Annotated in this window: 34 protein-coding genes; 30 read left to right on the top strand and 4 right to left on the bottom strand. The window is 37.3% G+C overall.

Going from position 1 to position 23,208, the window contains the following annotated elements:
• Positions 1 to 17: 17 nt before the first annotated feature.
• From ACFSQP_RS08310 to ACFSQP_RS08295, 4 genes are all read right to left on the bottom strand, one after another.
• Positions 18 to 833: a hypothetical protein gene (locus ACFSQP_RS08310; RefSeq protein ID WP_376893331.1), complete on the bottom strand. Its 816-nt coding sequence runs from the start codon at positions 831 to 833 to the stop codon at positions 18 to 20.
• A 14-nt stretch (positions 834 to 847) separates the two neighbouring features.
• A complete protein-coding gene (locus tag ACFSQP_RS08305) occupies positions 848 to 2,350 on the bottom strand; it encodes a SusD/RagB family nutrient-binding outer membrane lipoprotein (RefSeq protein WP_376893329.1) in 1,503 nt (500 codons plus the stop codon).
• A 17-nt stretch (positions 2,351 to 2,367) separates the two neighbouring features.
• Positions 2,368 to 5,466, bottom strand: a complete 3,099-nt coding sequence (locus ACFSQP_RS08300) for a SusC/RagA family TonB-linked outer membrane protein (protein ID WP_376893327.1) — start codon at positions 5,464 to 5,466, stop codon at positions 2,368 to 2,370.
• Between the two features lie 120 nt (positions 5,467 to 5,586).
• Complete coding sequence (locus ACFSQP_RS08295) at positions 5,587 to 7,284, bottom strand: POTRA domain-containing protein (RefSeq protein ID WP_376893325.1); 1,698 nt, start codon at positions 7,282 to 7,284, stop codon at positions 5,587 to 5,589.
• A gap of 178 nt (positions 7,285 to 7,462) precedes the next feature.
• Here ACFSQP_RS08295 and rpsL point away from each other — a divergent pair, with 178 nt between their 5' ends.
• The 30 genes from rpsL to rpsD all read left to right on the top strand — a co-directional run bounded on the left by rpsL (position 7,463) and on the right by rpsD (position 23,191).
• On the top strand, positions 7,463 to 7,837 hold the full coding sequence (rpsL, locus tag ACFSQP_RS08290) for a 30S ribosomal protein S12 (protein ID WP_014782632.1): 375 nt from the start codon (positions 7,463 to 7,465) through the stop codon (positions 7,835 to 7,837).
• Positions 7,838 to 7,859: 22 nt separating this feature from the next.
• Positions 7,860 to 8,336 carry a 30S ribosomal protein S7 gene (gene rpsG, locus ACFSQP_RS08285; RefSeq protein ID WP_376893323.1) on the top strand — a complete coding sequence of 159 codons (477 nt, stop codon included), beginning with the start codon at positions 7,860 to 7,862 and terminating at the stop codon, positions 8,334 to 8,336.
• 3 nt (positions 8,337 to 8,339) lie between these two features.
• On the top strand, positions 8,340 to 10,466 hold the full coding sequence (gene fusA / locus ACFSQP_RS08280; protein ID WP_376893321.1) for an elongation factor G: 2,127 nt from the start codon (positions 8,340 to 8,342) through the stop codon (positions 10,464 to 10,466).
• 11 nt (positions 10,467 to 10,477) lie between these two features.
• The gene (gene rpsJ / locus ACFSQP_RS08275; RefSeq protein WP_010181931.1) at positions 10,478 to 10,783 is read left to right on the top strand and encodes a 30S ribosomal protein S10; all 306 of its coding nucleotides are present in this window, start codon (positions 10,478 to 10,480) and stop codon (positions 10,781 to 10,783) included.
• Positions 10,784 to 10,955: 172 nt separating this feature from the next.
• Positions 10,956 to 11,573 (top strand): 50S ribosomal protein L3, encoded by a 618-nt coding sequence (rplC, locus tag ACFSQP_RS08270; RefSeq protein WP_376893319.1) that lies wholly within the window; start codon positions 10,956 to 10,958, stop codon positions 11,571 to 11,573.
• Positions 11,573 to 12,202, top strand: a complete 630-nt coding sequence (gene rplD / locus ACFSQP_RS08265; RefSeq protein WP_376893317.1) for a 50S ribosomal protein L4 — start codon at positions 11,573 to 11,575, stop codon at positions 12,200 to 12,202. Before rplC ends, rplD begins: the two co-directional genes overlap by 1 nt.
• Before the next feature lie 7 nt (positions 12,203 to 12,209).
• On the top strand, positions 12,210 to 12,500 hold the full coding sequence (rplW, locus tag ACFSQP_RS08260) for a 50S ribosomal protein L23 (RefSeq protein ID WP_376893315.1): 291 nt from the start codon (positions 12,210 to 12,212) through the stop codon (positions 12,498 to 12,500).
• A gap of 10 nt (positions 12,501 to 12,510) precedes the next feature.
• Positions 12,511 to 13,338 (top strand): 50S ribosomal protein L2, encoded by an 828-nt coding sequence (rplB, locus tag ACFSQP_RS08255; protein ID WP_376893314.1) that lies wholly within the window; start codon positions 12,511 to 12,513, stop codon positions 13,336 to 13,338.
• A gap of 6 nt (positions 13,339 to 13,344) precedes the next feature.
• Positions 13,345 to 13,623 (top strand): 30S ribosomal protein S19, encoded by a 279-nt coding sequence (gene rpsS / locus ACFSQP_RS08250; protein ID WP_376893312.1) that lies wholly within the window; start codon positions 13,345 to 13,347, stop codon positions 13,621 to 13,623.
• A gap of 6 nt (positions 13,624 to 13,629) precedes the next feature.
• Positions 13,630 to 14,037, top strand: a complete 408-nt coding sequence (rplV, locus tag ACFSQP_RS08245; protein ID WP_376893310.1) for a 50S ribosomal protein L22 — start codon at positions 13,630 to 13,632, stop codon at positions 14,035 to 14,037.
• A gap of 7 nt (positions 14,038 to 14,044) precedes the next feature.
• Positions 14,045 to 14,764 carry a 30S ribosomal protein S3 gene (gene rpsC, locus ACFSQP_RS08240; protein ID WP_376893308.1) on the top strand — a complete coding sequence of 240 codons (720 nt, stop codon included), beginning with the start codon at positions 14,045 to 14,047 and terminating at the stop codon, positions 14,762 to 14,764.
• Positions 14,765 to 14,784: 20 nt separating this feature from the next.
• Entirely contained in the window at positions 14,785 to 15,204 is a 420-nt protein-coding gene (gene rplP, locus ACFSQP_RS08235) for a 50S ribosomal protein L16 (protein WP_376893306.1), read from the top strand.
• Positions 15,205 to 15,217: 13 nt separating this feature from the next.
• Positions 15,218 to 15,409, top strand: coding sequence for a 50S ribosomal protein L29 (gene rpmC, locus ACFSQP_RS08230; protein ID WP_376893304.1), 192 nt, complete (start codon positions 15,218 to 15,220; stop codon positions 15,407 to 15,409).
• Between the two features lie 12 nt (positions 15,410 to 15,421).
• Positions 15,422 to 15,679, top strand: a complete 258-nt coding sequence (gene rpsQ / locus ACFSQP_RS08225) for a 30S ribosomal protein S17 (protein WP_376893302.1) — start codon at positions 15,422 to 15,424, stop codon at positions 15,677 to 15,679.
• A gap of 2 nt (positions 15,680 to 15,681) precedes the next feature.
• Positions 15,682 to 16,050: a 50S ribosomal protein L14 gene (rplN, locus tag ACFSQP_RS08220; protein WP_376893299.1), complete on the top strand. Its 369-nt coding sequence runs from the start codon at positions 15,682 to 15,684 to the stop codon at positions 16,048 to 16,050.
• Between the two features lie 13 nt (positions 16,051 to 16,063).
• Positions 16,064 to 16,375: a 50S ribosomal protein L24 gene (gene rplX, locus ACFSQP_RS08215; protein ID WP_376893297.1), complete on the top strand. Its 312-nt coding sequence runs from the start codon at positions 16,064 to 16,066 to the stop codon at positions 16,373 to 16,375.
• Between the two features lie 2 nt (positions 16,376 to 16,377).
• Positions 16,378 to 16,929: a 50S ribosomal protein L5 gene (gene rplE / locus ACFSQP_RS08210; RefSeq protein WP_376893295.1), complete on the top strand. Its 552-nt coding sequence runs from the start codon at positions 16,378 to 16,380 to the stop codon at positions 16,927 to 16,929.
• 3 nt (positions 16,930 to 16,932) lie between these two features.
• Positions 16,933 to 17,202, top strand: a complete 270-nt coding sequence (rpsN, locus tag ACFSQP_RS08205) for a 30S ribosomal protein S14 (protein ID WP_376893293.1) — start codon at positions 16,933 to 16,935, stop codon at positions 17,200 to 17,202.
• 68 nt (positions 17,203 to 17,270) lie between these two features.
• Complete coding sequence (gene rpsH / locus ACFSQP_RS08200; protein WP_376893290.1) at positions 17,271 to 17,669, top strand: 30S ribosomal protein S8; 399 nt, start codon at positions 17,271 to 17,273, stop codon at positions 17,667 to 17,669.
• Positions 17,670 to 17,688: 19 nt separating this feature from the next.
• A complete protein-coding gene (gene rplF / locus ACFSQP_RS08195) occupies positions 17,689 to 18,231 on the top strand; it encodes a 50S ribosomal protein L6 (protein ID WP_376893289.1) in 543 nt (180 codons plus the stop codon).
• Between the two features lie 10 nt (positions 18,232 to 18,241).
• Positions 18,242 to 18,598: a 50S ribosomal protein L18 gene (gene rplR, locus ACFSQP_RS08190; protein ID WP_376893287.1), complete on the top strand. Its 357-nt coding sequence runs from the start codon at positions 18,242 to 18,244 to the stop codon at positions 18,596 to 18,598.
• A 6-nt stretch (positions 18,599 to 18,604) separates the two neighbouring features.
• Complete coding sequence (rpsE, locus tag ACFSQP_RS08185; protein WP_376893285.1) at positions 18,605 to 19,129, top strand: 30S ribosomal protein S5; 525 nt, start codon at positions 18,605 to 18,607, stop codon at positions 19,127 to 19,129.
• Between the two features lie 4 nt (positions 19,130 to 19,133).
• Positions 19,134 to 19,316, top strand: a complete 183-nt coding sequence (rpmD, locus tag ACFSQP_RS08180; RefSeq protein WP_376893283.1) for a 50S ribosomal protein L30 — start codon at positions 19,134 to 19,136, stop codon at positions 19,314 to 19,316.
• Positions 19,317 to 19,328: 12 nt separating this feature from the next.
• Positions 19,329 to 19,781 (top strand): 50S ribosomal protein L15, encoded by a 453-nt coding sequence (gene rplO, locus ACFSQP_RS08175; protein WP_376893280.1) that lies wholly within the window; start codon positions 19,329 to 19,331, stop codon positions 19,779 to 19,781.
• Positions 19,782 to 19,795: 14 nt separating this feature from the next.
• On the top strand, positions 19,796 to 21,142 hold the full coding sequence (gene secY, locus ACFSQP_RS08170) for a preprotein translocase subunit SecY (RefSeq protein WP_376893278.1): 1,347 nt from the start codon (positions 19,796 to 19,798) through the stop codon (positions 21,140 to 21,142).
• An 8-nt stretch (positions 21,143 to 21,150) separates the two neighbouring features.
• Entirely contained in the window at positions 21,151 to 21,366 is a 216-nt protein-coding gene (infA, locus tag ACFSQP_RS08165; RefSeq protein WP_007094967.1) for a translation initiation factor IF-1, read from the top strand.
• Between the two features lie 56 nt (positions 21,367 to 21,422).
• Positions 21,423 to 21,539: a type B 50S ribosomal protein L36 gene (ykgO, locus tag ACFSQP_RS08160; RefSeq protein WP_013305171.1), complete on the top strand. Its 117-nt coding sequence runs from the start codon at positions 21,423 to 21,425 to the stop codon at positions 21,537 to 21,539.
• Between the two features lie 2 nt (positions 21,540 to 21,541).
• A complete protein-coding gene (gene rpsM / locus ACFSQP_RS08155; protein ID WP_376893276.1) occupies positions 21,542 to 21,916 on the top strand; it encodes a 30S ribosomal protein S13 in 375 nt (124 codons plus the stop codon).
• A 106-nt stretch (positions 21,917 to 22,022) separates the two neighbouring features.
• The gene (rpsK, locus tag ACFSQP_RS08150; RefSeq protein WP_376893274.1) at positions 22,023 to 22,406 is read left to right on the top strand and encodes a 30S ribosomal protein S11; all 384 of its coding nucleotides are present in this window, start codon (positions 22,023 to 22,025) and stop codon (positions 22,404 to 22,406) included.
• Between the two features lie 179 nt (positions 22,407 to 22,585).
• Entirely contained in the window at positions 22,586 to 23,191 is a 606-nt protein-coding gene (gene rpsD / locus ACFSQP_RS08145; protein ID WP_376893272.1) for a 30S ribosomal protein S4, read from the top strand.
• The last annotated feature ends 17 nt before the right edge of the window (positions 23,192 to 23,208 follow it).

The following is a 23,208-nucleotide window of genomic DNA, read 5'->3' as shown; positions in this document are numbered from 1 at the left end:
TTGTGTTAAGATTAATATTAAGGTATTGGCGCATAAAATGCCGTGTCTGCTGGGCTTGAGAAATCGAATAGTACACCATCAGATACCGAACCACCACTATAAATTGTGTAGTTGAATGATAGGACACCAGTTGTTTCGTCATAAGATCCAGAACCAATAATTAGGTTAGAGAACGGAATGCCTGTAATAGTAATGTCGCCACAAATATTTTCGAAGGTAAATGGAATTTTGTTACCACCACTTGTTAGGAAAGGTAAGGCACTTACTTCGTATGTATTTGGTGCTAGTTGTGTAATAGTTGCTAAACCGTCGTTTGGTACTTCATTAGAGAAGTATTCTCCAGCGTGATCTGATTGGCAACCTACAAACGTAATGTCTAGCACATTATTCAGTGAAGAAACCACACCATTACCTTGAACAGATGTTAATTTTAATCTTAAAATTGTTGGCATGTCAGGATCTAAACCACCTGTGTTAACAATTAACGGAAAGGTTGCAAAGTCAGCACCTGCAGGGATGCGTAAAACGCCTGAAGTATCAACAAAGTCAAATTCTTGTCCTTCAGTAGCGGTAGAAGCTTCTGTATCTACAACGTAGTTTACTAATAAATCGCCTGTTGTAGCACGACCAGCGTTACCACCAATAATGTTTACATTATAGCCTTGTTCTACAGGACCTATGTCCTCAAAATAACTTACTAGCGCTTTTTTGCCAGCAAAGCCTACTATATACGGACTCTGTGAAAAGTCCTGATCTACCTCGTCATCTACAATACAAGAAACTGTAAGTAGAGAGAGTATAACTACGGTAAATATTGTTTTAAATTTTTTCATTTTTTTCAATTTTTTTAGTTAGCGTCCCAGAATATTTTTGTTGAAAATGCATCGTCCACCGATTGGCTTGGAACATTAGCAGAGTTAGTTGAATATTCTGAACTTGGATACAATAATCTGTTTGGTTTAGCTGGTCTTGTAGCTGTAATGGCTAAAGGAACATCAGGGAAGCCAGTTCTTGTATATTCAATCCATGATTCTAAACCGTTGATACTATTTAGAGCAATCCATTTTTGCGTCATAATAACTTCACGCTTGTCTGAAGGACCGTTCCATCCAATTTTTGGTGCATTGGCACTTGTTGTAATGTAATCTGCTGCTTGGTCACCAATACCTAATTGCGTAAACGACTCTGTAATACCTTGGTTAAAGAAAGTTTGTGCGTCGCCAGGTAAACCTAAATACTGCGCTGCTTCTGCTTGTAAAAACAAACTTTCAGCTGCTGTAAATAAGTAACCAGGTTGTTCTGAAGCTACTATAATACCAGGACCTAGTTCTGATAATAATGGTGGCGCAGATACGTTTGTAGCACCTTGTTGTACACCTACAACTTCACCTACTTCAGGTAATACTCTGTAAATTGCATTTACACGAGGATCAAATATACCTGTTTGAACACCATTTTCTGTTTGGTTTCCTTTTAGGAACTCAGCAGCATATTCTGATGGTGTAATAAAGTTATAATCGAATGTTGGTGTTGGAGGCGTTGCCGTATCAAAACCATAGTTAGCATAGAAAGGGTTTTGCTTTCCAGCTGTATTTTCGTAAGGAGGATCAATTAAAGCAGACTCGCCTACGCCAATAAAGTTTTTATCTAAAGCTGTCATTTGTTCAGCTACATATGCAGAAGAACCTGGTAATAACGATTCTCTTAAAAGAATACGTAATTTAAGGGTGTTTGCAAATTTAACCCACATATCCATGTTACCAGCATAAACCACGTCTTCGCCTCCTACAGGAGCAGCATCTGGGTTCATTTCAGCAATAGCCAAGTCTAATTGTACAATTAAATCTCTGTAAATAGCTTGGTCATCATCGTAAGCTGGTGTTAGGTTATCACCCCCTTGTAAAGCTTCTGTGTAAGGAATATCGCCATACACATCCACTAAATACTGGAAGTAGTATGATTTTAAGATTCTTGCAATAGCTTTATGGTTTGAATAATCACCGTCACCTTCGTAACTAATGATATCTTGGTATGTACCAATTGTACGGTAAATATTGTTCCAAATTGAAGCACGGAAGCTTGGTGTTAAGTCTAATTCAAATTCATCTAAAAAACCACCCGTTACATTATTAATGTCGCCGGCCCAGTTGTTCATAAAAATGTTTCCAAGCTCGTTTCCGCTGTTTACAAACTGTGCATGTGGCTGGGTAATGGCACCAGCTAAAAGCAAGTTTGGTGTTACGACCTCTTGAGTAGCATCTACTTCAGAGTCGTTTACGTCTAGGTAATCTTCACACGAACTTAATGCCAGTGCGAGGATTAATACCATATAAATATTGAATGTTTTCATTTTTATTATCTATTTTTTTATAATGTTATGTTTAAAGCAAAACCTAAAGAACGTGTTGGAGGATACTGTCCAAGGGTTTGGATACCTTGTGCATTACCAGTAGCAAAACTTGCTTCAGGATCTGAATAGCCTCTGTTTTCTTTTGGTAATACTGTAAATAAGTTTCTACCAATTAAGCTAACAGATACAGATGATAATCCAGTAGGCTTAATGAAATCTGGGCTTAAGTCATAACGTAAAGATAATTCTCTTACTTTAAAAGCAGTTGCGTCTAACACTTGGTTTTCACCAATTCCACGCATGGTGTTCCAGAAGTTAATGTAATCTCCAGCACTTGTTCCACCTGAAGGCACTGTTGTATTTGCAACAAATACACCTGGGCTTGTTTGGATAGACGAGTTAGGGAAAATAAAGGCACCTCTACCTGTTTGAGCAGATTCGATTAAGTGACCACTCCATGTTAAGTTTTCTTTACTTGAAGAGTAGAAGTAGTGTCCAGTTCTATAGTCCATTGTTGCTGCTAACGTGAAACCTTTGAAAGAGAAAGATGTTCTTAAGTTAACAACGTGAGGAGGCGATGTTCTACCTAATTGCTTAAGAGCAACTTGTTCTGGTAAACCATTTGAGCTGTTAATTACAACACGACCTTGATCGTCTCTTAAGTAAGCAGTACCTTGTAATAATGGGTAAGCCTGACCTTCAACAGCGTATACTTGAGTTGTACCACCAGTAGTTAATGCTACTTGGCTTGCTTGATCACTTACTTTAACTACTTTGTTCTCTGTTCTTACGTAACCAATGTTTACGTCCCAAGACATCCCATTGTTTTTGTTGTCAATAATACCAACACCTAAATCTACTTCGTAACCCCATCCTTCTGTTTCACCTAAGTTAATAGATGCAGTTGACAAGCCTGATGCAGCAGATGCTGTAATTTGTGTAATTTGGTTGTCTGTACTAAACTGGTAGTAAGCACCATCTAAAGTAATACGGTTATTAAAGAAACCTAAATTAGCACCAGCTTCTAATGTTGTTGTAAATTCTGGCTCTAATAATGGATCTGTAATATTTAAATCTCTTACAAAAGAGTTTTGACCGCCTAGTGGGAATCCACCAGCTTGGTTAAATACTGGGTTAATGCCATAAGCACCAATACCACCGTCGTTACCTACTTTTACATAACTAGCAGAAAGTTTAGCATAGTTTAAAACATCGTTCTTAATAGATGGAATTGCTTTAGTAGCTATAAACGCTAAACCAACACTTGGGTAGAAGAATGAGTTATTTTGCTTCGCTAATACAGAAGACCAGTCATTTCTACCAGTTACGTTTAAGAATAAATAATCTCTAAATCCTAAATCGGCTTGTGCATACACACCTAAACGCGTTGTTTTACTTCTGTCATCGCCAGTAGTTGGATCGCCAGTAAACTCACCATTTAAGTTTGTACCTGTGTATAAACCAGGAATTGTTAAGTCTTGACCACCAACACCTACATAAGTACTCTTTTGATACTGTGCGTTAGCACCTAAGTTGGCTTTTAATGTAAAGTCGCTGCTTAATTCGTAATCAAAATTGAAAAGTAAGTTGGTATCGTACGCCTTAAACGTAGTCGTGTAATATCTGAATGAGCTTGTTTGTGTACGATCTGCACCAGTATTACTAATAATTTCTTCTGGTTCTGTATAAGCATTTACGTAACGTAAAGTACTTGCTGTGTTAAAGTTACCATTAGAACGTAATAACACGTTAATGTTATCGTTAATGTCATACTTTAACTCACCTAAAATGTTAAAACGGTCGTTATCGCGCTCTTCTCTATCGTTGTCACGAATCCAGAATGGGTTTTCGAAGTAAGCATTCCAGTGACCTTCGTTACCTGAAAATTCGAATGCTTTAATTGGCACGTTAGATGGTGTTTGAAGTAAATCTTCGTAAATACCACCTAAAGTTCTTTCACGGCTTGTATTTACATACGTTACGTTACCAGAAAGTGTCCATTTGTTAATGGTTTTACCAGCCTTAAAGTTAAAACTGTTTCTAGTAATTTGGTCATTCTTAATTACGAAGTCTGTATCTTGACGTTGTACAGATGCAAAAATATAACCTGAATCAGAATTGTTAGAAATAGTTAAACCGTTTTGGAAGGTTGTACCTGTTTCAAAAAATTCTTTAATATGGTCAGAACCTCTAGATGCAAATGGCGCCATAATGTATGAACCATCAGCTTGGGCTAAACCTACTGGTACCATTTGGCCATCAAATTCAGGACCCCAGCCACCGTTTTCGTAAGGAATGTTTGTGAAACCATCTCCTAAGTCCCAACCTTGACCGTAACGCGTTTGTCTTTCTGGCACATAAGCAACATTTTCAAAATCTATAGAAGATCTGTAAGTAATTGCTAACTTATCACCTTTTTCACCTTTTTTGGTGGTAACAATAATCGCACCGTTAGAACCTTGAGAACCGTAAAGTGCAGCACCATTGGCACCTTTAATTACGTTTACAGATTCTACAATATTTGGATCTAATGAGTTTAAGAAGTTAGCTGTAGAGATAGCACCATCAATAATAATTAAGGCACTGTTATCTCCAGAAATAGAACGGTTACCTCTTAAGGTAATACTTTGTGTTGCAGCAACACCGTTACTATTTTGGTTAATAACAAGACCACTTACCTTACCAGCTAAACTTTGAATAACATTTGGGTTACCCGCTTTTGTTATTTCTTCCGTTTTTACTACTTGGTTGGCAGTTGTTATCTCATCCTGCTTTCTCTTAATACCTAAAGCTGTAATTACAACCTCTGTTAGGGCCTCGCTATCCAACTCCATGGCAAAGCTAATGGTGTCGGACTCACCAACAGTCATTTGTTTGGTTGTGTATCCTATGTAAGAATACTCTAGCACGCTTCCTAAACTGGCAGTGATGGAATAATTACCATCAAAATCTGATTGTGTTCCAGTCGTAGTACCTTGTACAATAATATTAACTCCAGGAAGCGGGAGTCCGTTTTCGTCGGATATCGTTCCTGAAATTGTTTTTTCTTGTGCAAACGTAAGTTGCACAACAAACGCTAGAAATAGCGTTAAAATTCCACTAAACTTTGTTTTCATTTTGTTTTTTATTTGAATTAGTCTACGCCAAAAATCACAATAAAAAGTTAATTAAACAATAAATAAGGGTTAAAATTTTAAATTATTTTTAAATCAATCCCTTTTTAACGCCTAGTATTCCTAAAAAAGTGCCGATAAACTCAAATGAATTTTAGAGTTGGCTAGTTTAAAATTTTGATTTTCGGTTTTACCTGTGGCATAATTAAATTGAAGCAAGCCAGCCTTTGTTTTTAGGGCAAAACCAAGCCCTAGGCTTACAAGTTTTTCTTTTTGTGAATTTATTTGATTTTCCAAGTAGGCCAAATCCGTTATAGAATGGACGTAAAGTTCTGGTGTTAAACTGTACCGGTACTCTGTTTGTAACACGCCATAAAGGGAGGCTGTTAAGCTATTTTCTTCAAAACCACGTATGCTTTTGATGCCACCAAAGCGGGCGAGTTCATTTTCTAAATAATCCTCTGAAAATAAACCAAAACTTATGGCTTTTAAAAATAGGTGGTTTCTTAAATTTAAATTTATGGTTTTAAAGGCCTCTAAGTCGTAAAGCAACTGACTTACTTTTTGCGATTTTATGTTGCGGTTTCCTGTCCCAATTTGTAACTGTAAAGCCGTAGGCGTTTTTACTATGGGTCCCGATTTTGTGTGCGCTCTAAATTGGTAGTTAGCAGTGTAAAAAATGCTGGTGTAATCTTTTATTAATGGATTTAAATTTGTTGTAGCTAACAAGTTGCTTGAAGTGGTACTTAAAATGCCTCCAGAAATACTATGTTTTGAATTTAGCTGATATATAAGGTTCGCGCGCTGGTTGGTGGTGGTAAACGAGGAGTCTTTTTTAAAAATACGCAAGGCAACTTCGGCTCCTACGGGCGAATTAAATAAATAGGGTGTTTTAATGGTTACCTGAAACGAGGTTTGTTCGTTCTCGTCACTGCGGTAGGCTAGTGACAGGCTTTCGCCAAAATTCAAATTATTTACAAGTTCCAGATTTAAGTAGCCATTTAGTTCCAATTTGGAGGTTTCTTGGTTGGTTCCAAATCCTAAAAAGCCATCAAAAGCATTACTTTTTACTTTTTCCAGATACATATATAGTATGGTGGAGTCTTGACTGAACAAAATTTCGGAGTCTCTAATTTTATTTGCAAAGGGAAGTTCTTGCAGATTGTCTGTTTTTACTTTTATGCTTTCCAAATTCAAAACCTGGCCCGGTTTAATATTTAAATAGTGTTTTAAATAGGATTTCGGAAAAAGCTCATAGCCTTTAATGACAATATTGTTTATATAGCGTGGTTGTTTTTCGCCAGAAACGACTAGTTGTGCTGTTAAAACGTGTGCCGTTTCGCTTTGGATATTGGTTAATTGGAGCTTATTAAAAGGTTTACCTAAACTGCTAATTCCTGCATTTAGTTGTTGCATGGTTTTTTCTACATCCGAAAAAGGAATGACAAAGGTGTTTTGTAAGGTGTCTAGTGCAGCCGTTTTTAATAGGTGTTCTGGAATTTGGTTTGGTTGGAAGCTTATTTTTATCGAGTCTACTTTCAAGCCAAAAACCACTTCCGATGTAAATACACTATCATTCATTTTTGTTAACGGCTGCCATTTGGCGTTTATATAGCCTTGTTTGTAAATGGTTTGTTTTAGGCGCTGCCATTCATTTTCAATAGAGCGGTAATCCTTGTGTTTTTGAATGTAGTATAAACTTTCTGTTTTTTTCTTATTAGCTTCTGCAATTTCGCTAATTTTTAAATAAAAGGTTTGGCCTGCTATCTCAAATTGCGAGAAGCAAAAAAGGAGGAAACAGTATAAAATTTTTTTGTGCACGTGGCTTATCTAATGGATGGCTGGGTAAAACTAACGCAAAAAGAATTGTTTTGATATAATGGCGATAAAATTTTTAATTTCTATTGAAAATTAATGAATTAACATTTGAATAATAAAATTTTATTTCTACATTTGCAGCCCTCAAATGAGAGGTTAAACATAAATTATATAGAAATATATGCCAACAATTTCACAATTAGTACGTAAAGGAAGAACCAAAATAACCAAGAAGAGTAAATCGGTTGCCTTAGATTCGTGCCCACAAAGACGTGGAGTGTGTACGCGTGTGTATACTACAACGCCTAAAAAACCTAATTCAGCAATGCGTAAAGTTGCAAGGGTAAGGTTGACTAATGGTAAAGAAGTAAACGCTTACATTCCAGGAGAAGGACACAACCTACAAGAGCACTCGATAGTATTGGTTAGAGGTGGAAGGGTAAAAGATTTACCAGGAGTTAGATATCACATTGTACGTGGCGCTTTGGACACCGCTGGTGTTGCAGGCCGTACGCAGCGTAGATCTAAATATGGTGCAAAACGCCCTAAAAAGTAATTAAAAACTTTAAGAAGAAGACATGAGAAAAAGAGCAGCAAAAAAGAGACCGCTTTTACCAGATCCGCGTTTTAACGATCAGTTAGTAACTAGATTTGTTAATATGATGATGTGGGATGGTAAGAAGTCGGTGGCTTTTAAAGTGTTTTACGATGCAATTGATATCGTAGAAGAAAAGAAAACAGACGATGAGAAAACTGCATTAGAGTTGTGGAAAGATGCCTTGTCTAATGTGATGCCTCACGTAGAAGTACGTAGTCGTCGTGTTGGTGGTGCTACATTCCAAATCCCAATGCAAATTCGTCCAGACCGTAAAGTGTCAACTGCCATGAAGTGGTTAATTGGCTATGCGCGTAAGCGAAATGAAAAATCAATGGCTATGCGTTTAGCATCCGAAATTTTAGCTGCGGCTAAAGAAGAAGGTGCGGCAGTTAAAAAGCGCGTTGATACACATAAGATGGCAGAAGCAAATAAAGCATTCTCACACTTTAGATTTTAAAAAATGGCAAGAGATTTAACATTAACAAGAAATATTGGAATTGCGGCTCATATTGATGCTGGGAAAACAACAACTACCGAGCGCATTCTTTTTTATACAGGTGTAAACCACAAAATTGGGGAAACACACGAAGGTTCATCAACCATGGACTGGATGGAGCAAGAGGCGGAACGCGGTATTACAATTACGTCGGCTGCTACAACTTGCCAGTGGACGTTTCCAATGGAAAATGGACAACCAACTGCAGATGCACAAAGTTACCATTTTAATATTATTGATACTCCAGGTCACGTAGATTTTACAGTAGAGGTAAATCGTTCATTACGTGTGTTAGATGGATTAGTATTCCTTTTTAGTGCCGTGGATGGTGTAGAGCCACAATCGGAAACTAACTGGAGGCTTGCAGATAACTATAAAGTACCACGAATTGGTTTCGTAAACAAAATGGACCGTCAAGGTTCTGACTTTTTAGGTGTTTGCCAGCAAGTAAAAGATATGCTAAAATCCAATGCCGTGCCAATTGTATTAAATATTGGTGAGGAAGACGATTTTAAGGGTATTGTAGATTTAGTTAAGAACAGAGCTATTGTATGGCATGATGATAATTTCGGATCTACTTTCGATGTCGTGCCAATTCCGGAAGATATGCAAGACGAAGTACGCAAGTACCGTGCTTTATTAATAGAGGAAGTAGCTGGTTACGATGAGAATTTGTTAGAGAAATTCATGGAAGATGAGGATTCTATAACAGAGGAAGAAGTACACGCAGCATTGCGCGCAGCAGTTATGGATATGGCAATCATTCCTATGGTTTGTGGGTCATCATTCAAAAACAAAGGGGTGCAATTTTTATTAGATGCTGTTTGCCGTTACTTACCGTCTCCAATGGATAGAGATAGTATTATAGGTGTTAACCCACAAACAGATAAAGAAGAGCGTCGTAAGCCAAGTGTAAAAGATCCGTTTGCAGCCTTAGCATTTAAAATTGCAACCGATCCTTTTGTTGGTCGTTTGGCCTTTTTCCGTGCCTATTCCGGACGTTTAGATGCAGGTTCTTATATTTTGAATAACCGTTCAGGTAAAAAAGAGCGTATTTCACGTATTTACCAAATGCATGCTAATAAACAAAATGCAATCGATTTTATTGAAGCAGGTGATATTGGAGCAGCAGTAGGATTTAAAGATATCAAAACAGGCGATACCATGTCTGACGAAAAACACCCAATTGTGTTAGAGTCTATGGATTTTCCAGATCCAGTAATCGGTATTGCAGTGGAGCCTAAAACAAAGGCAGACGTGGATAAGTTAGGTATGGCTTTAGCCAAATTAGCCGAAGAAGATCCAACGTTTACAGCAAGAACAGATGAAAATTCTGGCCAGACCATTATTTCTGGTATGGGGGAGCTGCATTTGGATATTATTGTAGACCGTTTACGTCGTGAGTTTAAGGTTGAAGTAAACCAAGGACAACCACAAGTAGAATATAAAGAAGCTATTACTAGAAAAGCGGAGCACAGAGAAGTGTACAAAAAACAATCTGGTGGACGTGGTAAGTTTGCTGATATTGTATTTACTTTGGAGCCAGCAGAAGAAGGTAAAGTTGGTTTAGAGTTTGTATCTGAAATTAAAGGTGGTAACGTTCCTAAAGAATTTATCCCTTCAATTGAAAAAGGTTTCAAAATGGCTATGCAAAATGGTCCTTTAGCCGGATACGAAGTAGATGCCATGAAAGTAACGTTAACAGATGGTTCTTACCACGATGTGGATTCGGATCAGTTATCGTTCGAATTAGCCGCTAAATTAGGTTTTAGAGCCGCTGCCAAAGCTGCCAAAGCTGTAATTATGGAGCCTATTATGAAGCTGGAGGTTATTACCCCAGAAGAAAATATGGGTGACATTGTTGGTGACTTAAACCGTCGTCGTGGTCAAATGAGTGACATGGGCGACCGTGCAGGCGCTAAAACAGTTAAAGCAATGGTGCCACTATCTGAAATGTTTGGATATGTTACAACATTAAGAACATTATCATCTGGTAGAGCTACATCCACTATGGAGTTTTCTCACTACGCAGAAACACCAGCTAATATTTCAGAAGAGGTAATTAAAGCTGCTAAAGGCATTGAATCGTAAATCTTAAGAAAATGAGTCAAAAAATCAGAATAAAATTAAAGTCTTACGATCATAATTTAGTAGACAAGTCTGCTGAAAAGATTGTAAAAACAGTAAAAAGTACTGGCGCTGTTGTTACGGGTCCAATTCCTTTACCAACACACAAGAAAATTTTCACTGTATTACGTTCACCACACGTAAACAAGAAGTCTAGAGAACAATTTCAATTAAGCTCTTATAAGCGTTTATTGGATATCTATTCTTCTTCATCAAAAACTATCGATGCTCTTATGAAGTTAGAGCTTCCAAGTGGTGTTGAAGTAGAGATAAAAGTTTAAGTTTTAAACTTACATGTCCTTAACGACTGGTTAGGGAAAAACGGTAAAATACAATTCAAGGCTGAAACGTATTTCGGCCTTGTTTTTTGAAAAAATGGACAAATCGCGTGTTGTCCTCATAAAGAAATAAGCGAGTAAGACGCGACTTACTTTTACTAAATAAATTAAAATTATGTCTGGGTTAATTGGAAAAAAAATTGGTATGACCAGCATTTTCGATGAAAATGGAAAAAACATTCCATGTACAGTAATCGAAGCTGGACCATGTATCGTTACCCAAGTCAGAACTGAAGAAGTTGACGGCTACAATGCTGTTCAACTTGGTTTCGATGACGCGACAGAAAAAAGTGCTACAAAAGCGGACATTGGTCACGCCAAAAAAGCAGGAACTTCTGTAAAACGCAAAATCGTTGAATTTAAAGGTTTTGATAAGGAGTACAAATTAGGTGATGCAATAACAGTGGAGCACTTTATTGAAGGCGAATTCGTAGATGTTACGGGAACTTCAAAAGGTAAAGGTTTCCAAGGTGTTGTAAAACGTCACGGTTTTGGTGGTGTAGGTCAAGCTACCCACGGTCAGCACAACCGTTTAAGAGCACCAGGTTCTATTGGAGCCGCTTCATATCCTGCAAGAGTATTTAAAGGAATGAAAATGGCGGGCAGAATGGGAACTGATCAAGTAAAAGTTGAAAATTTAAGAGTTTTAAAAGTAGTGGCTGAAAAGAACCTACTAGTTGTTAAAGGTTGCGTACCAGGACACAAAAACTCTTATGTAATTATCAGAAAATAATGAAAGTAGCAGTTTTAGATATAAACGGAAAAGACACTGGTAGACAAGTAGACTTGTCCAACGAGGTGTTTGCTATTGAGCCTAACAATCATGCGGTGTATTTAGATGTTAAACAATATCTAGCAAACCAAAGACAAGGTACTCATAAGTCAAAAGAGCGTGCAGAAATTTCTGGTAGTACACGTAAAATTAAAAAACAAAAAGGAACTGGTACAGCCCGTGCGGGTAGTATTAAGTCTGGTGTTTTTAAAGGTGGTGGCCGTATGTTTGGACCAAGACCTCGTAACTACAGCTTTAAGTTAAACAAAAATGTGAAGCGTTTAGCACGTAAATCGGCTTTTAGTATCAAGGCAAACGACAAATCGATTGTTGTTTTAGAAGACTTCAATTTTGAGTCGCCAAAAACTAAAAACTTCACAGCAGTTTTAAAAGCATTGGAGCTAGAAAACAAAAAATCTTTGTTTGTGTTGGGTGCTACAAATAATAATGTATATTTGTCCTCACGCAATATTAAAGGCTCTGAAGTTGTAACTAGTTCAGAGTTAAGCACTTACAAGATTATGAACGCAAATCGTATCATCTTGGTAGAGAGCGCTTTAGAAGGAATTGAATCGAATTTAAGTAAATAAGAAGCAGATGAACATCTTAATTAAACCTATAATCACAGAAAAAGCGACTACAAATAGTGAGTTGAGAAACTGCTATACGTTCGCGGTGAATACAAAGGCGAACAAGGTAGAAATCAAAAAAGCGGTGGAAGCTGCTTATGGCGTTTCTGTTGAAAAAGTTCGTACTATAAATGTCCGTCCAGATAGAAGTACCAAGTTTACAAAAACAGGTATTCAACATGGTAAAACAAATGCTGTTAAAAAGGCACTTGTACAACTGGCGGAAGGTGAAATGATTGATTTATACAGTAACATGTAATTAAAGACAAATGTCAGTAAGAAAATTAAAACCAATCACACCAGGACAGCGATTTAGAGTAGTAAATGGGTATGACGCCATTACTACTGATAAGCCGGAGAAAAGTTTATTAGCTCCGAAAAAAAGGTCTGGTGGTAGAAACAGTCGTGGAAGAATGACCATGCGCTACATAGGTGGTGGTCATAAAAAGAGATATCGTATTATCGATTTTAAACGTAACAAAACTGGAATTCCAGCAGAAGTTAAGTCTATTGAATACGATCCAAACAGAACAGCCTTTATTGCGTTGTTACATTATCAAGACGGCGAAAAAGCTTATATAATAGCCCAGAATGGTCTTCAAGTTGGTCAGACAATCGTGTCTGGTTACAAGGACGTTGCTCCAGAAGTAGGTAATGCCATGCCATTATCGCAAATACCGTTAGGTACTATTATTTCATGTGTAGAATTACGACCAGGACAAGGTGCTGTTATGGCGCGTAGTGCCGGTACTTTTGCACAATTAATGGCCCGTGGCGAGAAGTTTGCAAGTATTAAGTTGCCATCTGGCGAAACCCGTTTAGTGTTAATTACATGTATGGCTACAATTGGTGTGGTATCCAATTCAGATCATCAGTTACTAGTATCAGGTAAAGCTGGTAGAACAAGATGGCTAGGAAGAAGACCACGTACAAGACCTGTTGTTATGAACCCAGTAGATCACCCAATGGGTGGTGGTGAAGGTAAGTCTTCAGGTGGTCATCCACGTTCTAGAAATGGTATACCTGCTAAAGGTTATAGAACCCGTTCTAAAACAAAAGCGAGTAATAAATATATTGTAGAACGTAGAAAGAAATAATAAGTCATGTCAAGATCATTAAAAAAAGGACCTTACGTTCATTATAAGTTAGAAAGAAAAGTGGCTGCCAACGTGGAGGGAAACAAAAAAACGGTAATTAAAACGTGGTCAAGGGCCTCTATGATTACTCCGGATTTTGTTGGACAAACGATTGCCGTTCATAACGGACGTCAGTTTGTGCCTGTATACGTTACAGAAAACATGGTAGGACACAAATTAGGAGAATTTTCACCAACACGATCGTTTAGAGGTCATGCAGGTGCTAAAAATAAAGGTAAAAAGTAGTAAGCTATGGGAAGTCGTAAAAAACAAATGGCAGACGCTATTAAGGAAGCAAAAAAGGATATCGCTTTTGCAAAACTTAATAACTGTCCTACATCACCGAGAAAAATGCGTTTAGTAGCCGATTTAGTAAGAGGCGAACGCGTAGAAAAAGCACTTAATATTTTAAAATTTAGCCAAAAAGAAGCATCTGGTCGTTTAGAGACCTTGTTACTATCTGCTATTGCCAACTGGCAAGCAAAAAACGAGGATGCAAGCATAGAGGATGCTGAATTATTTGTTAAGGAGATCCGTGTAGATGGTGGTTCAATGTTAAAAAGATTGCGTCCAGCACCACAAGGTCGTGCACACAGAATTAGAAAACGCTCAAACCATGTAACCATAGTGGTAGGAGCTAACAATAACACACAAGCTTAAAATAGATATGGGACAAAAAACAAATCCAATCGGAAATCGCTTAGGAATTATCAGAGGATGGGAATCTAACTGGTACGGAGGAAACGATTATGGCGACAAACTTGCCGAAGACGATAAGATCAGAAAGTACGTTCATGTACGTCTATCAAAAGCTAGTGTATCGCGTGTAATTATTGAGCGCACACTTAAACTTGTAACCGTTACTATCACAACAGCACGCCCTGGTATCATTATTGGTAAAGGCGGCCAAGAGGTAGACAAGTTAAAAGAAGAGCTTAAAAAAATTACAGGTAAAGAAGTTCAGATCAATATTTTTGAAATTAAAAGACCTGAACTAGATGCATTTTTAGTAGCAACTAGTGTAGCCCGTCAAATTGAAAACCGTATTTCTTACAGACGTGCTATAAAAATGGCTATAGCTGCTACCATGAGAATGAATGCAGAAGGAATAAAAATTCAAATTAGTGGTCGTTTAAACGGTGCTGAAATGGCACGTAGCGAACACTACAAAGAAGGACGTATTCCATTATCAACCTTCAGAGCCGATATTGATTACGCTTTAGTTGAGGCACACACTACCTACGGTAGATTGGGTGTTAAAGTATGGATCATGAAAGGTGAAGTATATGGTAAAAGAGAGCTTTCTCCGCTTGTTGGTTTATCTAAAAAGCAAGGAAAAGGTGGACGTGGCGGAAACAGAGATAGTAAACCACGTCGTAGAAAGTAATTTTTTAAAGAAAAGAAAGCATGTTACAGCCTAAAAGAACAAAATTTCGAAAGCAACAAAAAGGTCGCATGAAAGGCAATGCCGGAAGAGGGCATTTATTATCTAGCGGTACCTTTGGTATAAAATCATTAGACACAAGCTTTGTTACAGCACGTCAAATAGAAGCAGCGCGTATTGCCGCAACCCGTTTTATGAAGAGGGAAGGGTCTATCTGGATTAAAATATTTCCAGACAAGCCAATTACTAAAAAACCTCTAGAAGTACGTATGGGTAAAGGTAAAGGTTCTGTAGAGTATTGGGTAGCTGTTGTAAAACCAGGTCGCGTACTTTTTGAAGTAGGTGGTGTCCCTTTAGATGTTGCAAAAGAAGCATTACGATTGGCAGCACAGAAATTGCCAGTTAAAACAAAATTTATAATTGCTAGAGATTACGAAGCATAATTTATTTGATACTATGAAACAATCAGAAATTAAAGAATTATCTGTAGCTGAGTTACAAGAGAAACTTAGCGAGACAAGAAAGAGTTATTCAGAAATGAAATTAACTCATGCAATTTCGCCTCTAGAAAATCCAATTCAGTTGCGTTCAACTAGACGGACAGTAGCTAGAATTGCAACAGAATTAACAAAAAGAGAATTACAATAATTCTGCAGAAAGATGGAAACAAGAAATTTAAGAAAAGAACGTATAGGAATTGTTACTAGTAATAAAATGCAGAAATCTATTGTAGTTTCTGAAGTTAAGAAAGTAAAGCACCCTATGTATGGAAAGTTCGTGTTGAAAACAAAGAAATATGTGGCACACGACGAAACAAACGATTGTAACGTTGGAGATACTGTAAGGATCATGGAAACAAGACCTATGAGTAAATCTAAATGTTGGAGATTAGTTGAAATAATAGAAAGAGCTAAGTAATTATGTTACAAACTGAATCAAGATTAAAAGTAGCAGATAACACCGGAGCCAAGGAAGTTTTAACTATCCGTGTGCTAGGTGGTACTAAAAGACGTTACGCTTCGGTAGGCGATAAAATTGTGGTATCTGTAAAAGATGCTACACCAAACGGTAGCATTAAAAAAGGTGCTGTTTCTACTGCTGTGGTTGTAAGAACTAAAAAAGAAGTAAGAAGACCAGACGGATCTTATATTCGTTTCGACGATAACGCATGCGTTTTATTAAACCCAACAGGCGAAATGAAAGGTACACGTGTGTTTGGTCCGGTTGCTAGAGAACTTCGTGATAAACAATTCATGAAAATTGTATCATTGGCACCTGAAGTGCTTTAATGACTAAATAAAAATGACAAAGCTTAAAATAAAATCAGGAGATACCGTAAAAGTTATTGCTGGCGATCATAAAGGATCGGAAGGTAAGGTATTACAGGTATTAAAAGATAAGAACAAGGCGATTGTTGAGGGTGTTAACATGGTTAAAAAACACATGAAACCAAGTGCACAAAGCCCTCAAGGCGGAATCGTTGAAAAAGAAGCCGCAATTCACATATCTAACCTGTCGTTGTTAACCGCGAAAGGCGAAACAACGCGTGTTGGATACCGTATGGAAGGCGACAAAAAAGTGAGATTTTCTAAAAAATCAAATGAAGTAATATAGTTATGGGATATACACCGAGACTTAAAGAAGAGTACAAAAGCAGAGTAATTGCTGCTCTTAAAGACGAATTTGGTTATAAGAACGTAATGCAAGTACCAAAACTTCAAAAGATCGTAGTATCTAAAGGAGTTGGTGCCGCTGTTGCCGATAAGAAGTTAATAGACCACGCCGTGGATGAGTTAACAACAATTACGGGTCAACGCGCAATAGCTACTATTTCCAAAAAGGATGTGGCTTCGTTTAAATTACGTAAAGGCATGCCAATTGGAGCAAAAGTAACTTTACGTGGCGAAAAAATGTATGAGTTTTTAGATCGTTTAATAACTTCCGCGTTACCACGTGTAAGAGATTTTAGCGGTATTAAGGCTTCAGGATTTGACGGTCGTGGAAACTACAATTTAGGAATTACAGAACAAATTATCTTCCCAGAAATTGATATCGATAAGGTAAACAAAATCTCTGGTATGGATATTACATTTGTAACCAACGCCGAAACGGATAAAGAAGCAAAATCACTACTAACGGAACTAGGTTTACCTTTTCAAAAAAATTAAGATATGGCTAAAGAATCAATGAAAGCCCGCGAGCGCAAAAGAGCGAAAATGGTGGCAAAATATGCAGAAAAACGTAAAGCTTTAAAAGAAGCTGGCGATTATGAAGCATTGCAAAAGTTACCAAAAAACGCATCGCCCGTTCGTCAGCACAACCGTTGCAAGCTAACGGGAAGGCCTAAAGGTTATATGAGAACATTTGGAATTTCTCGTGTAATGTTTAGAGAAATGGCTAACCAAGGTTTAATACCAGGCGTTAGAAAAGCAAGTTGGTAAAAACATTAACTGGTAGAAGGTTTAATAGGTTATAGCCTGTTAAAAACCGTTACCGAAATTTTATAATTATGACTACAGATCCAATAGCGGATTATTTAACACGTATTAGAAACGCAGTAAGCGCCAATCACCGAGTGGTTGAAATTCCTGCCTCTAAACTAAAAAAGGAAATTACTAAAATATTATTCGATCAAGGATATATTTTAAGTTACAAGTTTGAAGACACTGCTGTACAGGGTACTATTAAAATAGCCCTTAAGTACAACAAGGAAACAAAAGAGCCTGTAATTAAGAAAATTCAAAGAATAAGTAAACCAGGTTTACGTAAGTACGCAAGTTCTAAAGAACTTCCTAGAATTCTTAATGGTCTTGGTATTGCTATCGTGTCTACGTCTCATGGCGTAATGACTGGCAAGCAAGCTCAAAGAGAAAATGTTGGAGGCGAAGTACTTTGTTACGTTTACTAATTAAAAAAGACTATAAAACATGTCAAGAATAGGTAATAACCCAGTAGTAATTCCGGCAGGTGTTACAGTTGAAGTCAACGATAACGTGGTTACAGTAAAAGGAAAATTAGGTGAATTAACACAGGAGTTTTCTGCAGTTTCCGTAAAGGTTGAAGAAGGAAATGTTATAGTTGAACGTTCTTCAGAAAAGAAAGAAGAGAAAGCCAAACACGGTTTATACAGATCGCTAATCAATAACATGATTGAAGGCGTTTCTAAAGGCTGGACTAAAAGTTTAGAGTTAGTTGGTGTTGGATACAGAGCAAGTCACCAAGGTCAAAGACTGGACATTGCTTTAGGTTTTTCTCATAATATTGTTATCGACGTAGCACCAGAAGTTACAGTTGAAACAGTATCAGACAAAGGAAAAAATCCAATTATTAAACTAACCTCTCATGATAAGCAATTGGTAGGTCAAATTGCGGCTAAAATCCGTGGTTTCAGACCACCAGAGCCTTACAAAGGTAAAGGTGTGAAGTTTGTTGGTGAGGAATTAAGAAGAAAAGCAGGTAAATCAGCTTAATAAGTAAGTTATGGCATTAACAAAGAACGAAAGACGATTAAGAATAAAAAGCAGAGTACGTAAGGTAGTTTCCGGTACGGAAGCACGCCCAAGGTTATCTGTTTTTAGAAGCAATAAAGAAATTTATGCACAAATTGTAGATGATGTTACAGGTAAAACCTTAAGTGCAGCATCTTCAAGAGACAAAGACATTAGTTCTGCAAAAGGTACAAAGTCAGAGATTGCTGCGTTAGTAGGAAAATCTGTTGCTGAAAAAGCCCTTAAGGCAGGTATTGAAACTATTTCATTTGATAGAGGTGGTTACTTATATCACGGAAGAGTAAAATCGTTAGCAGAAGGTGCTAGAGAAGCAGGACTTAAATTTTAAGAAATTATGTATCAAAAATACAAAAGCGCAGAGCTAGTAAAACCAAGTGGTTTAGATTTAAAAGATCGTTTGGTAGGAGTACAAAGGGTTACGAAAGTAACAAAAGGTGGTAGAGCATTCGGTTTTTCGGCAATAGTAGTTGTTGGCGATGAAGCTGGTGTTGTAGGTCATGGTTTAGGAAAATCTAAAGATGTGGCCAGTGCAATTGCCAAAGCTATTGAAGATGCTAAAAAGAATTTAGTACGTATTCCAATAGTTAAAGGTACGTTACCACACGAACAAAAAGGTAAGTATGGTGGAGCAAGAGTAAACATTATTCCTGCAGCTCCTGGTACTGGAGTAATTGCCGGTGGTGCAGTTAGAACGGTATTGGAGGCTGTTGGTGTTCATGATGTATTATCTAAATCTCAAGGTTCATCTAACCCACACAACGTTGTAAAAGCAACTTTCGATGCTTTATTACAATTAAGAGACGCTAAAACAATTGCTCGTGATAGAGGTATTTCTCTTGAAAAAGTATTTAAAGGATAAAACGATGGCAAAGATAAAAGTAACAAAAGTTAAAAGCGCAATCAATCGTACATTAAGACAAAAAAGAACATTAGAAGCTTTAGGTCTTAAAAGAATTGGTCAAGTTGTAGAGCACGATGCCTCACCAAATATCCTTGGTATGGTTGCTAAAGTTTCACATTTAGTTTCTGTTGAAGAAACAAAATAATAATACTGAAAAATGGATTTAAGTAATTTAAAACCTGCAGAGGGTTCAGTTAAAAGTCAAGGAAAACGAGTAGGTAGAGGGCAAGGTTCTGGTAAAGGTGGTACTGCTACACGCGGTCACAAAGGTGCCAAGTCGCGTTCTGGTTATTCAAAGAAAATCGGTTTTGAAGGTGGCCAAATGCCATTACAACGCCGTGTTCCTAAATTTGGCTTTACAAACATAAATCGTATCGAATATAAGGGTATAAACCTTGATACGCTGCAAAAGTTAGTAGACGAGAAGAAAATTAATGACACCGTAGATTTCGAAACAATGTACACGTTGGGCCTTGTTAAGAAAAACGATTTAGTAAAAATAATGGGTCGCGGTGAGCTAAAAGCAAAATTAAAAGTATCGTCACATAAATTTACCGCTTCAGCAAAAGCTGCTATAGAAGCTGCAGGAGGTGAAGTAGTAACATTATAATCTAATTTAAGCGCATGAAATTTATAGAGACATTAAAAAATGTTTGGAACATAGAAGAGTTAAGAAACAGAATCATTGTTACCTTGGGTCTTTTATTAGTTTATCGTTTTGGTGCACAGGTGGTATTACCTGGTATTGATGCGGCGCAATTAGAGGGTTTACAAGGTAATACCGAAGACGGTTTATTAGGCTTATTAAATGCGTTTACCGGAGGTGCTTTTGCAAATGCCTCTGTGTTTGCATTAGGTATCATGCCTTACATTTCTGCCTCCATTGTGGTGCAATTAATGGGTATTGCTATCCCTTATTTGCAGAAACTTCAAAAAGAAGGCGCTAGTGGGCAAAAAAAGATCAATCAAATTACACGTTGGTTAACCATAGCTATTTGTTTGGTGCAGGCACCAGGCTATTTAGCTAGTTTACCGGCTTTAGGAATTCCGCAATCGGCATTCCTATTGGGTCAAGGTGGTTTGTTCTATTTTTCTTCTGTTGTTATTTTAGTAACGGGCTGTATTTTTGCAATGTGGCTTGGTGAAAAAATTACAGACAAAGGTATTGGTAACGGTATTTCCCTATTAATTATGGTGGGTATCATTGCTACTTTACCTAAAAGCTTCTTGTTGAATGCGTCCTCTAGATTAGAATCAAATAGTGTTATGCTAATTCTTTTCGAATTAGTTATCTGGTTGCTTATTATTTTAGCTTCTGTAATGTTAGTTATGGGAGTTCGAAAAATTGCAGTGCAGTACGCACGCCGAACGGCCTCTGGTGGTTACGAGAAAAATGTGTTCGGATCAAGACAGTACATCCCACTTAAGCTTAATGCTTCAGGGGTAATGCCAATTATCTTTGCACAGGCAATTATGTTTGTACCAAGTTTAATTGGGGGTTCTTCCTTCTTAAAGGACACCGCAACCGGCCAGTGGATGGCAACTAATTTTGCCGATATTTTTGGTTTTTGGTATAACGTGGTGTTTGCTTTGTTAATTATTGTATTTACATACTTTTACACGGCAATTACAGTACCAACAAACAAAATGGCAGACGACTTAAAGCGCAGTGGTGGTTTTATTCCAGGTATTCGTCCAGGAACGGAAACATCGGAGTATTTAGATAAAATAATGTCGCAAATAACCTTACCGGGTTCTATATTTCTAGCATTAATAGCTGTGTTCCCAGCAATTATTGTAAAATTAATGAGTGTGCAGTCTGGTTGGGCGTTGTTTTTTGGTGGTACATCCTTACTAATTATGGTGGGTGTAGCCATTGATACCATGCAGCAAGTAAATTCATACTTGTTAAACAGACATTATGATGGCTTAATGAAGACAGGTAAAAATAGAAAAGCAGTAGCTCAATAAATTATACCATGGCAAAACAAGCAGCAATAGAACAAGACGGAACAATCATTGAAGCATTATCCAATGCCATGTTTCGTGTTGAATTAGAAAACGGTCACATTGTGACAGCCCATATCTCTGGTAAAATGCGTATGCATTACATTAAGTTGTTGCCAGGCGATAAGGTAAAATTGGAAATGAGTCCTTACGATTTAACGAAGGCTCGAATAACTTATAGATACTAAAGATATTAACCGTAAGGCTTTATCTTAACAGTTTTAAACTAATAACAAAGGAACAGATGAAAGTAAGAGCATCAGTTAAAAAGAGAAGTGCAGACTGTAAAATCGTCCGCAGAAAAGGTAGACTTTACGTCATTAACAAAAAGAATCCTAGATTCAAACAAAGACAAGGATAATTATGGCAAGAATTGCAGGTGTAGACATACCAAAAAACAAAAGAGGTGTTATCTCGCTTACGTATATCTATGGAATAGGTAGAAGTAGAGCAAAAGAAATTTTAGCAGCTGCTAAAGTTGAAGAAAGTACAAAGGTTCAAGATTGGACAGACGACGAAATAGGAAATATTCGTGAGGCTGTAGGATCTTACACTATTGAAGGCGAATTGCGTTCTGAAACTCAATTAAACATTAAGCGATTAATGGATATTGGATGTTACAGAGGTATTCGTCACAGAACCGGCCTTCCTTTACGCGGACAGCGCACTAAAAACAACTCGAGAACAAGAAAAGGTAGAAGAAAAACGGTTGCTAACAAAAAAATGGCAACTAAATAATAAATAGACATTAGTCATTAGAGCTTAGCGGTTAGATGAATCTGTTTGAAATAGCAATGTTTAGGATTCTAACAACTAAAATCTAACAACTAGAAACTATAATCATATGGCAAAGTCAAGTACAAAAAAACGTAAAGTAGTTATCGATGCTATTGGTGAGGCACATATTACCGCTTCATTTAACAATATCATTGTATCGCTTACAAACAAAAAAGGCGATGTAATTTCATGGTCGTCAGCAGGGAAAATGGGTTTCCGTGGTTCTAAAAAGAACACCCCTTACGCAGCACAATTAGCTGCCGAAGATGCAGCGGCAGTAGCCTCTGAAGCTGGTTTGAAAAAAGTAAAGGTTTATGTTAAAGGACCTGGTAACGGTAGAGAATCTGCCATCCGCTCTATTCATAATGCTGGTATAGAAGTAACCGAAATTATAGATGTTACGCCACTACCTCACAACGGGTGTCGTCCTCCAAAAAGAAGACGTGTGTAATTTATAACGTACAGCTTAAAATTGACATCAACTATTTATTTTAGTTGGTGTCAATTATTTTATGTACATTTGCGCACTTAAAAAAATAACTCAAAACAAGTATTAACGAGGGGTTTACAGTTTTCGGAGGATAAGATTAAGACCTTAATCCAAAACTGCTCTCAAAAAAACAAATTATTATGGCAAGATATACTGGTCCTAAAACTAAAATAGCGCGTAAGTTTGGCGAAGCTATTTTTGGTGATGATAAATCTTTTGAAAAAAGAAACTACCCACCAGGACAACACGGAGCTAACAAGCGTCGTGGAAAAAAATCGGAATATGCTATCCAATTAATGGAGAAGCAAAAAGCTAAATATACCTATGGTATTTTAGAGAAACAATTCCGTAACATGTTTAAAAAAGCAACAGCTGCACCAGGCATTACAGGTACCGTGCTTTTACAATATTGCGAATCTCGTTTGGATAATGTTGTATTTCGTATGGGTATTGCGCCAACACGTAGCGGTGCAAGACAATTAGTATCGCACAGACACATAACTGTTAACGGTGCTTTGGTAAATATACCTTCTTACCAGCTTAAAGCTGGCGATGTAGTTGGTGTTAGAGAAAAATCTAAATCTTTAGAGGCTATAACTAACTCCTTGGCAAATTCTAGTACCGTTTACGAGTGGATTACTTGGAACAGTGCAACTATGGAAGGTACCTATGTGGCTATTCCAGAAAGAATTCAAATACCAGAAAATATCAACGAGCAATTTATCGTCGAATTATATTCTAAATAATAAATTAATATATTGGT

Source organism: Bizionia sediminis, from assembly GCF_042684585.1.
Classification (GTDB): Bacteria; Bacteroidota; Bacteroidia; order Flavobacteriales; family Flavobacteriaceae; genus Algorimicrobium; species Algorimicrobium sediminis.
This window is presented reverse-complemented; position numbering and strand designations above follow the sequence as displayed.